This window comes from Pantoea phytostimulans, assembly GCF_046118715.1.
Lineage (GTDB): Bacteria > Pseudomonadota > Gammaproteobacteria > Enterobacterales > Enterobacteriaceae > Pantoea > Pantoea phytostimulans.
Genome location: NZ_CP173698.1, coordinates 2870579 through 2885970, shown reverse-complemented (window position 1 = coordinate 2885970; position 15392 = coordinate 2870579). Strand labels below are relative to the sequence as shown.

General features: G+C 54.2%; 15 protein-coding genes and 1 riboswitch. Of the genes, 10 read left to right on the top strand and 5 right to left on the bottom strand.

What is annotated here, in order from left to right:
* The first annotated feature begins 61 nt into the window (after positions 1-61).
* From ACF2G4_RS13515 to ACF2G4_RS13500, 4 genes are all read left to right on the top strand, one after another.
* Positions 62-1126: a dipeptidase gene (locus ACF2G4_RS13515; RefSeq protein ID WP_409074976.1), complete on the top strand. Its 1065-nt coding sequence runs from the start codon at positions 62-64 to the stop codon at positions 1124-1126.
* Between the two features lie 2 nt (positions 1127-1128).
* Positions 1129-2043 carry a LysR family transcriptional regulator gene (locus ACF2G4_RS13510; protein WP_215845297.1) on the top strand — a complete coding sequence of 305 codons (915 nt, stop codon included), beginning with the start codon at positions 1129-1131 and terminating at the stop codon, positions 2041-2043.
* A gap of 62 nt (positions 2044-2105) precedes the next feature.
* Complete coding sequence (locus ACF2G4_RS13505; RefSeq protein WP_243079921.1) at positions 2106-3026, top strand: alpha/beta fold hydrolase; 921 nt, start codon at positions 2106-2108, stop codon at positions 3024-3026.
* Complete coding sequence (locus ACF2G4_RS13500) at positions 3019-4410, top strand: hypothetical protein (protein WP_409074975.1); 1392 nt, start codon at positions 3019-3021, stop codon at positions 4408-4410. The genes ACF2G4_RS13505 and ACF2G4_RS13500 overlap by 8 nt, the downstream gene beginning before the upstream one ends.
* Before the next feature lie 20 nt (positions 4411-4430).
* On the opposite strand, the gene ACF2G4_RS13495 is transcribed toward ACF2G4_RS13500, so the two are convergent.
* Both ACF2G4_RS13495 and ACF2G4_RS13490 read right to left on the bottom strand, forming a co-directional pair.
* A complete protein-coding gene (locus tag ACF2G4_RS13495) occupies positions 4431-5783 on the bottom strand; it encodes an MFS transporter (RefSeq protein WP_215845298.1) in 1353 nt (450 codons plus the stop codon).
* 183 nt (positions 5784-5966) lie between these two features.
* Positions 5967-6869, bottom strand: coding sequence for an FCD domain-containing protein (locus ACF2G4_RS13490; RefSeq protein WP_409074974.1), 903 nt, complete (start codon positions 6867-6869; stop codon positions 5967-5969).
* 136 nt (positions 6870-7005) lie between these two features.
* Between ACF2G4_RS13490 and ACF2G4_RS13485 the strand changes: the two genes are divergently transcribed.
* Entirely contained in the window at positions 7006-8034 is a 1029-nt protein-coding gene (locus tag ACF2G4_RS13485; RefSeq protein ID WP_332626022.1) for a zinc-binding alcohol dehydrogenase family protein, read from the top strand.
* 56 nt (positions 8035-8090) lie between these two features.
* On the opposite strand, the gene ACF2G4_RS13480 is transcribed toward ACF2G4_RS13485, so the two are convergent.
* On the bottom strand, positions 8091-9017 hold the full coding sequence (locus ACF2G4_RS13480; protein ID WP_409074973.1) for a nucleoside hydrolase: 927 nt from the start codon (positions 9015-9017) through the stop codon (positions 8091-8093).
* 220 nt (positions 9018-9237) lie between these two features.
* Between ACF2G4_RS13480 and ACF2G4_RS13475 the strand changes: the two genes are divergently transcribed.
* The 5 genes from ACF2G4_RS13475 to ACF2G4_RS13455 all read left to right on the top strand — a co-directional run bounded on the left by ACF2G4_RS13475 (position 9238) and on the right by ACF2G4_RS13455 (position 13620).
* On the top strand, positions 9238-9990 hold the full coding sequence (locus ACF2G4_RS13475) for an alpha/beta hydrolase (RefSeq protein ID WP_409074972.1): 753 nt from the start codon (positions 9238-9240) through the stop codon (positions 9988-9990).
* A 36-nt stretch (positions 9991-10026) separates the two neighbouring features.
* A complete protein-coding gene (locus ACF2G4_RS13470; RefSeq protein ID WP_215845301.1) occupies positions 10027-10701 on the top strand; it encodes a heavy metal response regulator transcription factor in 675 nt (224 codons plus the stop codon).
* Complete coding sequence (locus ACF2G4_RS13465; protein ID WP_409074971.1) at positions 10698-12089, top strand: heavy metal sensor histidine kinase; 1392 nt, start codon at positions 10698-10700, stop codon at positions 12087-12089. The genes ACF2G4_RS13470 and ACF2G4_RS13465 overlap by 4 nt, the downstream gene beginning before the upstream one ends.
* Positions 12090-12121: 32 nt before the next feature.
* Positions 12122-12198, top strand: a riboswitch (Fluoride riboswitch).
* Between the two features lie 90 nt (positions 12199-12288).
* Entirely contained in the window at positions 12289-12666 is a 378-nt protein-coding gene (gene crcB, locus ACF2G4_RS13460) for a fluoride efflux transporter CrcB (protein ID WP_215845303.1), read from the top strand.
* Positions 12667-12804: 138 nt separating this feature from the next.
* Entirely contained in the window at positions 12805-13620 is an 816-nt protein-coding gene (locus ACF2G4_RS13455) for a sugar phosphate isomerase/epimerase (RefSeq protein ID WP_243079914.1), read from the top strand.
* Here ACF2G4_RS13455 and ACF2G4_RS13450 read toward each other — a convergent pair.
* Both ACF2G4_RS13450 and ACF2G4_RS13445 read right to left on the bottom strand, forming a co-directional pair.
* Complete coding sequence (locus ACF2G4_RS13450; protein WP_243079913.1) at positions 13617-14222, bottom strand: alpha/beta hydrolase; 606 nt, start codon at positions 14220-14222, stop codon at positions 13617-13619. The two genes, ACF2G4_RS13455 and ACF2G4_RS13450, sit on opposite strands and share 4 nt — an antisense overlap.
* Positions 14223-14231: 9 nt before the next feature.
* Positions 14232-15173, bottom strand: a complete 942-nt coding sequence (locus tag ACF2G4_RS13445) for a glutathione S-transferase family protein (RefSeq protein ID WP_215848202.1) — start codon at positions 15171-15173, stop codon at positions 14232-14234.
* Between the last annotated feature and the right edge of the window lie 219 nt (positions 15174-15392).

Sequence of the window (15392 nt, the reverse complement as noted above, 5' to 3'; positions counted from 1 at the left end):
GCGTCCGCGCGGTCAGTTTGCCTGCGCTGTGCGCGCTCTCTCGTTAACGGAATGGATAAATATGTCTGACAAAATTACCGCTGCACGGCTTGCCATCCCGGTGTTTGATGGGCACAACGACGTGTTAAACAAGCTGTGGGAGCACCATCAGCCGGATCCGGTCCGCGCTTTTTTGCAGGGCACCGATTCAGGCCAAATGGATTTTCCGCGCATCCGCCAAGGCAATATGGCGGGCGGCATTTTCGCCACGTGGGTGCCAACGCATCCGTCTGTTGCAAGAAGCGAGCCAGATGCCTTGGATTTTCCTCAGGAAATTGTCTCAGCGGCACGCGATGCCACTTTTTCTATGCTGGCGTTGCTGCTACGAATTGAGGCGGCTTCAGCCGGTAAGATCAAAATCTGCCATAGCGTGCGAGAGATTCGTGAATGTATGGCGCAACAGGTTCTGGCAGTGGTGATGCACGTTGAAGGTGCGGAAGCGCTGGATACCAACGGTGATCTGCTGGATATGCTCTACGCCAGCGGTTTGCGCACGCTTGGCCCACTCTGGAGCCGCACCAACCAATTTGGTTATGGTGTGCCGTTCCGTTATCCCTCGTCGCCAGATCTTGGCGAGGGCTTAACACCCGCAGGTAAACAGCTGGTGCGCGACTGTAATCGTCGCCGTATCCTTGTTGACCTGTCGCACATGGATGAGAAAGGGTTCTGGCATACCGCTGAAATCAGCGATGCACCGTTGGTCGCCAGTCATTCCAATGCGCATGTGTTAAGCGCGCAGTCGCGTAATCTCACCGATCGCCAACTTGCGGCAATCGCCGAAACCAAAGGCTTTGTCGGCGTTAACTTTGCTGTGCCATTTTTGCGTGCCGATGGCGATCGTCATGCGGCAACCGGCGTGGATGAGATCGTGCGCCACGTTGAATATCTGCTGGAAAAAGTCGGTGAAGATGGCGTGGGTTTTGGTTCAGATCTGGATGGCGCAACCATGCCGGATGAGCTGAAAGATGTGGCGGGCTTCCCGCTGCTGGTCGAGGCGCTGGCGAAGCGCGGGTACAGCCACGCCTTGCTGAATAAAATTTGTCATGGCAACTGGTTGCGCGTGCTCGAAGCGACCTGGGGCGAATAACGATGCGGCTGCGGCATATTGAAGTCTTTCAGGCGATTGTACAGACCGGCACCATCAGCGGTGCGGCGCGCCTGCTGAATGTGTCACAGCCCAATGTGAGTCGGGTACTTAATCACGCCGAACAGCAGCTCGGTTTTACGCTGTTTGAGCGGCGTGCGCAGGGCATGGTGGTCACTGCTGAAGGGCGTCGCCTGTTACCGGAAATTGATGAGCTTTATCATCGCTTGCAGGCGATCAATCTGCTCGCTGAGCAGCTGCGACGTGGCGAAGGGCAAACGGTGCGCGTGGGCGCGGCGCACGCATTTGGTCAAATGGTATTGGCACCCGCGCTGGTGGCCTATCAACAACAGGCGGTGGCGGTAAACGTTGAGCTAGTGACCGAACACTTCGGCACGCTGTGTCGCAGTCTGCTTGATAATCAACTCGATTTCGCGCTGGTGTTTGGTCAACAGGTCGATGCTGATTTACTGGCCGAGCCGCTGTTTCAATCATCCATGGTAGCCTTGTTGCCAGCCGACTCGCCGCAGCAGGCTCCGGTTACGCTGGAATGGCTGTGCGCTAACAATCTGTTGATGATGCAGAATCAGGATCCGCTTGGGCGCGTTTTGCATCGCGCCCTGCGTGATAAGCAGCTGCATTCGGCGCTATCGTTGTCGATCAAAACCTATTCAGTCATTGCCGATATGGTGCTGGCGGGCGGCGGTGTAGGCGTGGTTGATCTGTTTACGGCTTGCCGCTACGCCGACAAACTCAAGCTGCTGCCCATCGCACAACCGCTGCCGTTTGAAGTGATGCTGATTAGCCGTCGCGACCAGCCACAATCACAATCTACGCTGCACCTGAAACAGGTGATCCGCAGCAAGCTGTGGGAAATTGCCCGCCAGTGTGAAATACAATTTATGGCCCCATTAATCTGATAAACCGCCTGCCGCTGAATCCCGTCCTACACTGAAAGTCTACGTCTGAACAGGAGCAGCAGATGGGGCGAACTATCCAGAGTAAACGGCGGCAGCGTGCGGCGCTGGTCGCCGGTGTAGGTTTAGGGGCCGCCGCCGCGTGGTGGGGCATCAAAAAATGGCAACAGCTGAAGCAAACTCCGCCAGTCTCAACGCGTAGCCATCACGCCGGGTTGGCCGGTTATTATCAGCAAATTGGTGACTGGCGCATGTTTACGCGGGTCACACCCAATGAAACCCACGGCTTGCCGGTGGTGCTGATTCACGGCCTGGTGTTGTCGGGCAGGTCGATGGAAGATCTGGCTTTAGCATTAAGCCGCGATTACCACGTTTTAGTGCCAGATTTGCCCGGCTTTGGCGCCAGCGCGTTACCGGCGAAAGCGCCCATCTTGTCGGTGGATGAGTTAGCCGAAGCGCTTTGGCTCTGGCTACAGCACAACAATTTCCAGCGCGCGATTTGGATCGGTAACTCGTTTGGCTGCCAAATTTTGGCGGCGTTAGCGGTTAATCATCCTGAAGCCGTGGCAGGTTTGGTGCTGCAAGGCCCAACGGTTGATCGTCACGCCCGAAGCCTGCCCCGTCAAATTTGGCGCGACTGGCACAACGGGCGACTGGAATCACATCGCTCTCCCAGTCAGCTGTCGCGTGTTGACTACGCCAAAGCGGGACTGTGGCGCGCCTTTGGCACCCTGCGCGCCATGATGCGCGACCATATCGAACGAAGGCTCACCTACATTACGGCACCCACGCTGTTACTGCGCGGCTCGCGTGATACGGTCTCGCCCGCACGCTGGGTTGAAGAGCTGGGTGCACTGCTGGCCAACGGTGAAACCCTTACGCTGCGCGGCGGCACCCATACGCTACATTTTGTTTATCCGTGGAGTTTCTGTCGCGCAATCCGTCCGTTCCTGGCGCGCATTCAGCAGGAGAATCATCATGAGTAAACCACCAAAAGGCATCGCCCGTTTCGATTCCTCTGCTGCCATGTTAGTGGCGTTAGCCAATGCGCTACACGATCGCCCGTTTGCCAGCCCCAGCCAGTCGCCAACACTGGATCGCCTGTTGCCGTCATTGAATAAACTGCCGACGCGGCTGCGAGAATGGGGATACGCCGTTGGCGGCATGGCGGAAGGGATCAGCGTGGCACAGGCTGGCGAACTGGATATTGAAGGTATTGCCGAATGGATGGTGAGCGAATATCCACAGCAATCCTATCCGGCGGCGTTTATCGGCTCATCAAATGGCGCAATGATTCATCTCGCGGCGGCAATGGGCGTGCCGTGGTTGCCACAAACCTTTCTTTGTCCGGTGCGGGCACTCAACAACGATCCCGATGATGCGCAGGCCGGTTTTGAGCAGGGCAAACACGTGGCTGCGGCTCTGCTTGCTGCCTGGCCGCAACTGGCGGTGCACCACATGCAGGATCCAAATCAGGATCGGTTGATGCTTGATCAGATGAGCTATTACCGACTGAAGCTGCGCGCGTTGCCGTTGGCGTTTAACGAATTTTTAATGGGCAGTTTGCCCGCCGGCTCAACACTGTTTATCAATCATTGCACGCGTCAATGGCCGGTGACACGCACCAGCGATCGCTCCTTTTTCCAGTTTGGTGCGTTGGGCGGAGCAACCGAAAAAGAGTATCTGGAGGGCGGGCCGCGCGTGGCTGAGTATCTGGCACGTTACGGTATTAATCGCGAAAAATGGGATGCGCCTCGCACCACCGACAGTGTGCCGGAAGCGGAATGGGGGCTGGACGGTTATCTGATTCCGCCGCTGAAAAATCTGGCGACATCACAAGGTCTCAAGCTGATGGAAATTCGTTACGAAGACCCGGAAGCGCTGAGTTTTGTCGTGGCTGAAATCTATCGAGACTGGTATCTGGCCGCCGGAATTTTGCCGACGCGCCTGACGGTGGACAGCTTCTTACTGATGGATCCGTGGTGCAGCATGCACCAGCACGCGATTCCCTTCTGGTTGGTGTTCTGTACCTCGCCTTCAGCGGCCGCGCTGCAAAAATTCCTGGAGAAACAGCCGCCATTCCGCAACATCGACATGATGCTGTTTTCACATGGCACCGAGAGTATTGGGTTGGCCGAGATTTCGCGCTGGCAGGAGTTATTAAATTTTGCCCGCGATGAAGGCGCTTTTGTTGGGGTAGATACGGAGCGTTTCCCACGTGATTTCGCCACGCTGGCACGCTTCGATTCTGCTTTGCGTGAGCGCGCAGCGCTGCTTCCGCCGCCGCCGCCGCTGAGTGTTGAAAAGGTGATTTCAGGGATTCAGCGTTACGGCGTACGGCATGGCGTAACGCTGAAGGCGCTGAACTGATCAGCGCCTTCGCGGGAAGATTAATCGTTGTCGGTAATGGGTTTACGTACCAGCACCAAATAAGCCAGCGCGCCAACTAAGGTGACGCAGGCACAAATCATCAGCGCCAGGCTGAAGGATTTGGTGGTGTCGAGTACCCAACCGGTAATAACCGGCGCGAACGAGGCGAAGATAAAACTGGCGAAGTTCTGGATGCTGCCCACAGATGCGGTCATACGCGCCGTCACGTTAGCGTGAATCAGGCCCCAGCATGAGGTACCCGCAAAGTGGATGCAGAACAGCGCCATGCCAATCAGCGTCACTGCGCTGGTGGTATCGGTGGCCCGCGTCACAATCGCGGTAAACGCTGCAGACAACACCATGCCGCTCACAATGCAAACTTTACGGGTTTTCACGGCGTCGTAACCGCGACGTACCAGCGCATCAACCACATAGCCGTTCAGCAACATGCCTGCCGCACCAAACAAGAACGGAATCGCTGCCAGCAGGCCGGTGCTTTTCAGATCAAGGTTGTAAGTGGATTGCAGGTAACCCGGCAGCCAGGCAATATACAACCATGCGGTGTAGTTGATGCCGCTGAAGCCAATCATCATGCCCCACATGGTGCGTTGCTTGAACAAACCACGCCAGGATTTGAAACTGATCGGTTCTTTACGCGACGCCACGCTGCCCGCTTGCAGATAATTAATCTCTTCTGCACTCAGCTTGCTGTTGTCACGATCGCGATAAATCATATACCAGCCGATGGCGAGGAAAATGCCCAGAATCCCAATGGTGACAAACATGCCGCGCCAGCCGAGCACCAGCATCATTGCTGCCAGAATGGGTGGCGCAACGGAAAGGCCAATCATCGAGGCAGCGTTGAACATGCCCATCGGCATGCCGCGATCTTTGATATTGAACCAATCGTTGATCACTTTGACGCCGCACGGGTTCATCGGCGCTTCACCGATTCCCAGGCCGATACGCACCAAAATAAATTGAGTGAAGTTGTTTACCAGTCCTGATGCCGCCTGGAACAGCGACCAGAAGAACATGCCTAACCCCAACATGATGCGGGGACCTTTGCGATCCAGCAACGCGCCACACGGCAGCTGTGCCAAACCGTAAGCCAGCGAGAACGCTGACAGCAGCAGCCCAATTTCGGTGGCGCTTAAACCCATTTCCTCACGGATGGTCATATTGGCGACAGAAAGCGAGCTGCGATCGAGATAGTTAATGATGGCGGCGAACAGCAACAGCAGCATTGCCGTAATTTGAATTTTGCGAATGCGCGGTGAGCGCACCACATCGCTACGCATCGGGATGTAATCCTGACCTGGCGAGGGCTTGCCGGGCGAGGTATCGCGACCGGTAACCGATGTATTGTCCATTGCAACCTCCCGGAACTGGGTACTTATCGTTATGGTGAAAGTCAGTGTTCGCGTGACGGTAAAAGGGGCCGCCATGACGTTGCAGTTGAGACTAGAAGCAAAGGGTCAACGATGTTGCAAAGATGTTTCTGATTCGTGCGGGAGCTAATGCTTTGTGGTTTTTAATCGGTTTTTAATCGGTTCTTAATTGTACTGACGAATGGATCGCACCATTGAAGTCTTGGCTGTCGTTAGATGATTGTGTAATGCGCACAGCGCATCGACATCTTGTCGGCCAATCAGCGCGGTGAGAATCGCCATATGCTCTTCCAGCGCCACAATATTACGCTGCTTTAAATCACTCTCATCCCATTGATAATGCGAATGAAAAATAACTGAAATAATCTCCAGCGATTGATTAAAAAAAGGATTATTGGCAGCGGATAAAATCAGGGAATGCATCTGCTTATCCAGCGCAGCGAAATGACGATAATTACTGGCGATGGTGTCGCGCATTGATCGATGACGGTTCAGCAGATCGCGCGCCTGAATCCAGCGTTCATCGTCGGCAGGTAAATTGAGGAAGCGGCTCAGTGCATGGGTTTCCAGCATTTCTCGCAGTTCGAACAGCTTCTCAGCGTAATCCTGCGTGAATTTCTTCATTCGCCATTGGCCACGCTTAACCGGTTCCAACAAGTCGTAACGCATAAAGCGCAGCAGGAATTCGCGCACCACCACCGGACTGACTTTCACCTGCTGGGCCAACTGCAACTCGCTAAACGCATCGCCAGGCGTTAACTGACGCTGGTTAATCATATTGAAAAACGCCTGCTCAAACTGACTGGCCTGCTGTTCAATTGGCGGCGTCAGGGCGCTGAAGCCATCTTCTTGAGTAGGATCGCGCACAATAACGTAGGTTTCCCCCACTTTGTCCAGTACGCCACGCTGATGCAGATAATGCAATGTGTGACGCACCGTGGTGCGACTGATGTTAAACATTTCCGCCAGCGCAGCCTGCGGCGGCAGTGGTGAGCGAATGTGGTGCTGCGCAATGCTTTCCAACATCTGGTTGATCACGTTTTGACGCAGGTTTTGACTTCGACTCATGACGCCTCCGGGTTTTTATGCATTAAAAACCATTCAAAGCCCAAAAAAATCGTCGTGCTTCACAGTTCCCACTGTTTAAATCCGCGGTTGCGCTGAGATTCGCCATAAATGCCTGCAAGACAACGGGAGAATCATCATGACGACAATGAAAACGCTGGTTATCGCTGAACCGCGCAAAATGGTTTGGACTACGCGTGACAAGCCGACGCCAGCGGCGGGCGAAGCGCTAATTAAAATTCTCACCGCCGGTATTTGCGGAACCGACATTCATGCCTGGGCAGGCAATCAACCTTTCTTCAGCTATCCACGCGTGTTAGGCCACGAATTGTGTGCCGAAGTCGTGGAGTTGGGCAGCGATGCTCGCGGGTTTGAACGGGGCCAACGCGTAGCGCTGATCCCCTATATTTCCTGCCAGCAATGCGATGCTTGTCAGAGCGGCAAAACTAACTGCTGCGAAAAAATCTCTGTGATTGGTGTTCATCAGGATGGCGGTTTTTGTGAATACCTGAACGTGCCGGTTAGCAATCTGCTGGCCGTGGACGATGTGGCACCCGAAGCTGCCGCACTGATTGAACCCTTCGCTATCAGTGCACATGCAGTGCGCCGCGCCGGAATCGTTGCCGGTGAACATGTTTTAGTCGTGGGAGCCGGGCCGATTGGGTTAGGCGTGGCCGCGATTGCCGCCGCAAACGGTGCAAGCGTGGTGGTAGCAGATACCAGCGAATTCCGTCGACAGCACGTCAACGATAAGTTGGCATTAGCGGCGCTTAATCCCGCCGACGAAAACTTTTACGATGCGCTGCGCGAGCAGTTTAATGGCCGATTGGCCCTGAAAGTCATTGATGCCACCGGCAGTCCAGCAGCGATGAACAACGCGGTGAATTTAATGCGTCACGGCGGCACCATCGTTTACGTCGGTCTGCATAAAGGTGATTTGGTGATCCCCGACAGCGAGTTTCATAAAAAAGAGACCACGCTAATGGGCAGCCGCAACGCGACGCGTGAAGATTTCGACCGTGTTCGTGCGTTGATGGCCAGCGGAAAATTGCGTGCTGAAATGATGTTAAATGAACACTTCGCTTTCTCAACGCTGGCGGAAGATTTTGAACCGCAGGTGATTAACAATCGTGAGCTGATCAAAGGTGTTATCTATTTTGACCGCTGATGTACCGCGCTAGCCTGGCGGGTTAACCCCATTCTCAAGGATTAACCCGCTTGAAGTCATGATGGCTGTGCGGAAAGGGTAGAGAAGAAGTGCGCGCGTACCGCATCGGCATCGACAGATAACGCAATACGCTGCGCAGGGAGGTCGCGAAACGCATCTTCGCGTGATGCTAACCTGCTGAGTTTTCTGACCGTTTGCCCGCTGGCGATGCCTTCAGTGATCACTCTTAGCGGGCTTTCGATCAATGTGAACGCGTGGGGCAAACAGAGCCAGGAAATGGTCAGCGTGTCATGCAGCGCCATGCCGGCAAAACCCTCTTTTGCCAGGCTGTAGGCAAGGTAAGGACGGCAGATGGCACTTAACACGGGCTGGTTCAGCTGATGCACTTCTGCCTCGCGAATTAAGACCTTGTGCGTAACATCCAGCGGCATCAAAACCACCGGTAACGCCGATGACAGCACCTGATCGGCGGCGTGCGGATCCTTCCAGATATTAAATTCACTGAAGGGCGTTACGTTGCCTGAATGGCCTTCTGTACCAAACGCGCCACCCATGATGACCAACTCTTTCACCAGCGGAATGATGTCAGGCGCCTGATTAATGGCGCTGGCGATATTGGTCAGCGGACCAATCGCCACCAGCGTGATGTCATGCGGCTGCGCCCGCACGCTATCAATGATGAACTGCACCGCGCCCGTGGCCTGATCGCTGTGTGGGTTTTCAAAGGCATCACCCAATCCGTCTTCACCGTGCAGTTTAGCGGCCGCACTGGGCGCCTGCGCCAGCGGACGTGAACAGCCGCGATAAACCGGCACATCAATGCCCATTTTTTCACAAAATAGCCGGGCATTTTTTGTCGCTTGCCCAACCGCAACATTACCAAACACGGTAGTGATACCGAGCAAACGCTGGGTTTTTGCTGCATACGCCAACGCAAATGCGTCATCAACGCCGATGTCAGTATCAAAAATCAGGGTGCGCATGGTGTTCTCCGAAAAACGTATTAAGTACCCAGCATTACAGCGATGAGTGCCAGCGCGTCAAGTAACTCTGGCGCGCCTGTTTAGCGCCTGATGTTTACACTGGGTTTCAATGTAATAGAGATAATCGAAACGAACGGTCATTCTTTTGTCATAACTTCCTCACCTCTGTGTCAGAGCCGATTCGTTATCCTCTTCACATCAAATCAATGAGGAAACGATCATGAAAAAGCAAATCATTCTGGCCGCAGGTATGCTGTGTGCACTGGCAGGAACAGCGGCACAGGCGGAAGCAGTAAAAAATATTGTATTAGTCCACGGCGCCTTTGTAGGCGGTTCGGGCTGGCGTCCGGTTTACGATCGGCTGACGCACGACGGCTATCACGTCACGCTGGTGCAGGAACCGTTAACCGGTTTTACTGACGACGTTGCCGCGACACGGCGCGTGCTTGATCAGCAAGAGGGGCCGGCGATTTTGGTCGGCCACAGCTACGGCGGCGCGATCATTACCGAAGCGGGCAACGACAACCATGTGGCGGGACTGGTCTATATCGCGGCACATGCGCTGGATAATGGGGAAACCGAAGCCAGCAACGGCAAAAAATTCCCTAATAGCGCGCACCCTTTCATGAAAACGCCGGATGGATTTTTGATGATTGCGCCGCAACACTTTCATAGCGACTTTGCTGCCGATTTGACGGCTAAACAAGCCGACTTTGAAGCGCATGCACAGATGCCGACGTCTGCTGCCGTGTTTACCGCCAACATTCCTGATCCTGCATGGAAAACCAAACCCAGCTGGTACATGGTGGCGAAAGCCGACAAAATTATTAATCCCGATCTCGAGCGGATGTACGCCAAACGCGCCCACAGTCACACAGTAGAAGTGGCCGGCGCCAGCCATTCGGTGTATGAATCACATCCTGATGCGGTCGCCAGTTTAATTGAGCAAGCAGCTCAACACGCCAAATCCTGACCACCGGCGCGCCCGCAGATATTCCCGGAGAACACGATGAAAATTCTGGTGATTGAAGACGAGGCGAAGGCCCGTGAATACATGCGACATGGCCTGACGGAAGCGGGTTATGTTGTCGATGTCGCCGCAAATGGCCAGGATGGCCTGTTTTGCGCACAAGAACACCATTACGATCTGATTTTACTGGATGTCATGATGCCGGAAATGAGCGGCTGGGAAGTGATGGCCTCGCTGGATCAACAGATCCACACGCCCGTGATTTTCCTGACGGCGAAAGGCACGCTAGAGGATCGCATTAAAGGTCTGGAGCTGGGCGCAGATGACTATTTAGTGAAACCGTTCTCGTTTGCTGAGCTGCTGGCGCGGGTACGAACGCAGTTGCGACGCGGCAGCCAGCAGAAGCTTCCCGATATTCTGACACTCTCCGACCTGCGGCTTAGCATTGCTAAACGGCGGGTTGAGCGTGCTGGTCAGCGCATCGATCTCACTAATAAAGAGTTCAATCTGCTGCTGCTGTTTATGCAGCATCCCGGCGAGGTGTTAACGCGCACGCTGATCGCTTCACGCGTCTGGGATATGAATTTTGATAGCGATACCAACGTCGTGGATGTGGCGGTGCGCCGCTTACGACAGAAAGTAGATGAACCCTTTTCCCGGCCACTGATTCACACCGTGCACGGCGTCGGTTATCGCTGCGAGGCGGAAGCATGAAACCGCTGTCGCTCACCACGCGGCTGTCGCTGATTCTGGCGTGTACCATGCTGGTAGTGATGGCGTTAACGGGGCTGGCGCTGTATCACTCGCTGGCGAAGCAAATCAGTGTACGTGATGATGGCGCGTTGCTGGCGCGCATGGATCAAATTCGTACGCTGCTGCGTGATGAGGACGCGATTGCGCTTATTCATCAAAAGCCGCGACTGTTTGCCAACATGTTGGGAAACACCGAGTCGCTATTAATGCTGCGTTTTCCCGGTCAATCGCCACTGATTGAGGTCAATCCTGGCCAGCGCACCTTGCCTGCCATCACGCCGATGTCCGCCGAACAGCCGCTGACGCTCAATGCTGTTCATCATTTACAGTCATCAGATGGCACGCCGTTTATCGCCGCTGCCGCGCTGGCCAACACGCGTGACGGACCGGGAAAAATAGAAATTGTCACCGGACGTTTGATGACCGAACGTACCCAAACCCTTGCCAGCTATCGTGATCAAATTATTACCTTTACCTTACTGGCTACGCTGTTAGTGGCGTTAATCGCGCATGTTTCCCTGCGCCGAGGATTGGTTGGGCTACGTCATTTGGCTTCAGAAACGGATGCGATAGATGTTCGCCACCTTTCTCATCGCATTCGACTCACAAAAGTGCCGCTTGAACTCCAGCCGCTGGTGGCGGCGTTTAACCAAATGCTGACGCGACTGGAAACAGGCTATCAGCAGTTGAGTCAGGTCTCAGCGGATATGGCTCACGACCTGCGCACACCCGTGAATACGCTCATCGGGCAAACCGAAGTGGCGCTGGGCCAGCAACGCACGTCCGCTGAATATCAGGCGCTGCTCGGCTCGAATTATGAAGAGCTAGAACGACTGGCAAAGATGATTGATAACATGCTGTTTCTGGCGAAAGCTGAAGATGCCAGCCAGGCGATTGCCCTACAAATCCTGGATCTTGAGAGTTTGGGTACACGCTTAGCAGACTATTTTGAAGGTCTGGCTGAAGAGCGTCAGATGGCGTTACGGGTTGAATTACAGGGCGAAGTGCAGGCCGATCTCGACCTGCTGCTGCGTGCGTTGGCCAATCTACTCGCCAACGCGCTGCGCTATGGTGACAGCGGCAGCGTGATTCGGTTGTTCAGCGAAACAGGCGCGAATGGCGTAACAATCAGCGTGGAAAATCACGGCCCAACCATTCCTTCAGAACGGCAAGCCAGACTGTTTGATCGCTTCTGGCGCGCCGACAGTTCACGTCATCTCTCTTCCAGCGGCAGCGGTTTAGGCTTGTCGATTGTGCGCAGCATAATGCAGTTACATCATGGACGCTGCGCGGTTCAGAGTGAGCAGGGATTAACCCGCTTCACGCTCTATTTCCCCTTAAAACCCTGAGTTGTCAGCGGCCAATCTCGCGAGTATTATCATCGCCTTAAGGTGATGGCGTTCCACCTTTCCCAACCGCTTGCGGCGTTAATCCGCGGCTGATGACGCCTGACATACACCGTAATCCTCACGCAGGAGCGGATGTGTCAGGCGCGTGTTTTGCCTGCCACCGCGATCCTGCGCGTATCCCTAAACAGGAGCATTACTGATGTTGAAATCTCTGTTAGCCGTGATGTTAGGCGGGGCGGTTGGATGTGCCCTGCGCTGGCTCATTTCACTGCGTTTTAATACGCTGTTTCCTAATCTGCCGCCAGGCACGTTAATCGTGAATCTGGTAGGCGGGTTTGTCATTGGTGCCGCACTGGCGTGGTTCGTAAAAAATCCTCAAATCGACCCAACCTGGAAATTGCTGATCGTCACCGGGTTATGCGGCGGCTTGACCACATTTTCGACCTTCTCCGCTGAAATTGTCGTGCTGCTACAATCAGGTAAATACCTTTGGGCGATGTCGAGCGTGTTAGTACACGTTATCGGTTCGCTGCTGATGACCTTTGCCGGCTTTGCCGTGGTCAACGTGCTGGGGTAATCCCTGGCGCGGAAAGGCAGCGAAATCGCCCTTGAATTAACCCTAAAGAGGTAGATACTGTTTCAGGTTCAGTAAAGAGTAAAAACAGAACCTGAACGTTAAGTCACCGATTATTCCGGACGATTAAGGAGCACGTTGATGAGCCACAACCCTAAATTCCTTAACCTGGTGTTGTTAAACGGTGGACCCGAGCAAAAATTGCAGGCGGCACGAGAAGCGGGCTTCGATCAGGTCGAAATATGGCGTGAGGATGTACAAGCTTGTGAGCAGGGTGCAGCGGCGTTAGCGCAGTTTGCGGGCCAACAGGGAATAGGTTTTACCAATCTACAAGTGTTACGCGATTTTACCGGCGCATCCGATGGCCTGCGCGTTGAAAAACGCGAGGAGCTACGTCAGTTTATTCAGATCGCGCAGGCGCTGGGCTGCGATACCATTCAGGCACCGGCAACCACACGTGAAGATTGTCTTCCAGAATGCATTGATGACGATTTACGCTGGATGGCGTCGGAAGCCGCCCGCTACAAAATGCGCATCATGTATGAGCCAATGGCGTGGTGCAGCGTGGATAACACGCTACCGCTGGCGTGGGAACGTTTGCAGCGTCTCGATCAGCCCAACATCGGTTTAGTGGTGGATCTGTTTCACATTTGCGCCCTTGGCGGCGATGCTTCGCAGCTGGACGGCATTCCTGCCGATCGCATCTATGAAGTGCAACTGTGCGATATGGCGGAAAAACCGTCACAGGATAAACAGGCATTGATCGACACCGCGCGCCATCAACGCCTGTTGCCCGGCGACGGCATCATCAATATTGAACATTTCGTTGATAAGCTGAAAAGTGCCGGTTATCAAGGCCCGGTGGGCATTGAAGTGTTTAACGATGAACTCAAACGCTTGCCGCCCGCCGAAGCGGCACAACACGCGTGGCGAGCATTAAATCGTTACTGGCCTTAATCCTGCAAACACTGGGCGATAAAAGCGGCAGCATGCATCGCGCCTTGCCCTGAAATCGAATGACCCGTTTTGGGTTCAAACAGCGTTTCGGTCGGGACATTGGCGCTTTTAAGCCGATGCGCTGCCGATTCGCTTTCTCTCCACGGAATCACATCATCGGCGTGCCCGTGAATCAGCATCGCTGGCGTATAAGGCTGCGGCGTTAGGGGGCCATCAAAAGCCAGTCGACCTGAAAAAGCCACCACGCCGGCCAACGGATAACGGCCATCTACCAGCGCATCCAGCGCCATTATTGAGCCTTGTGAAAACCCCACCAGCACGACTTTATCCCACTGATCGGCCATATTGTTTTGCGCCATGATCTCGCTTAGTCGGGCATCAAATGCGGCTCGCGCTTCACGCACGCGGGCTGGGCGATTTTCTACTGTTACACCAGCCAGACTGAACCATTGATAGCCGAATCCCTGCTCAAAAGCATAAGGCGCGTCAGGCGAGGCAAAAACAACATCGGGTAACAATGCAGTCCAATGCTGACCAATCGGAGCAAGATCGTCACCATTACTGCCAACGCCGTGTAAAAATATCACCAATGCTTTTGCCATGTTTATTCCTTAAAAGCCGTAATCGCTCAGGTCTGGGCCTGCGGGCACAATGCCGTTGGGGTTCAGCGCCTTGATCGAGTAATAACCCTGTTTAATATGATCAATATTGACGGTTTCGCGCACGCCAGACACCGACAGCATGCTCTTCAGGTAGCGGTTGAGCAACGGATAGTCACGTACCCGGCGCAAGTTGCATTTAAACAACCCGAAGTAGGCCGCATCAAAACGAATCAGCGTGACAAACAAGCGGATATCCGCCTCGGTGATACGCTCGCCAAGCAGAAAAGTGCGGCCATCTTGTAGGCGCGTTTCCAGCTCATCCATTTGCTCAAACACCTCATTGCATGCTTGCTGATAGCTGATTTGCGTGGTGGCAAATCCCGCCCGGTAGACGCCATTATTCAGGCGTGGATAGATTTGCGCGTTCAGGGCATCAATCTCTTCACGCAGACATTCAGGATAGAGATTGATGCGGTTATCCGCCAAACCGCCAAACCCGCTGTTCAGCATTCGCACAATATCAGCGGATTCGTTATTTACAATGGTGCCGGTCTTTTTATCCCACAATACCGGTACCGTGGCGCGACCGGTAAAGTCAGCGTCAGCGCGGGTATAAAGTTCGTGCAGATATTCTGCGCCGTTTACGCTGTCGCGATCGGCGCCCGGATAATCACCGAAACGCCAGCCTTGCTCACTTAATAGCGGTTCAACCACCGACACGCTAATCAGTGATTCCAACCCTTTGAGTTTACGGGTAATCAATGTACGTGATGCCCAAGGACAAATCAGCGCAACATAGAGATGATAGCGATCGGGTTCGGCAGCAAACTCCGTTGAGCCATCGCTGCTGATCCTGTCGCGGAAGCGTGAAGTCTGGCGAACAAATCCGCCTTGCTTATCGGTGGCCTGCACCGGATGCCATTCTGCACTCCATTTGCCGTTCACTAACATCATTCTGCTCCTCTATGATAATAAGAAGCAGCTTAACCCGCTGCGGGTTCAGTGATAATCCGGTCCAAAAGGTAAACGTTATTTCCAAAATGGAAAGAATAGTCGCGGTGATACGTTAAGCGGATACGGAGTGAAAATACGCGACATCCACATCGAGCAGCTAGCGTGATGTCTGTGCCAAATGACGAGTGAGCGGGTAAAATGCGCACCATCGAACGG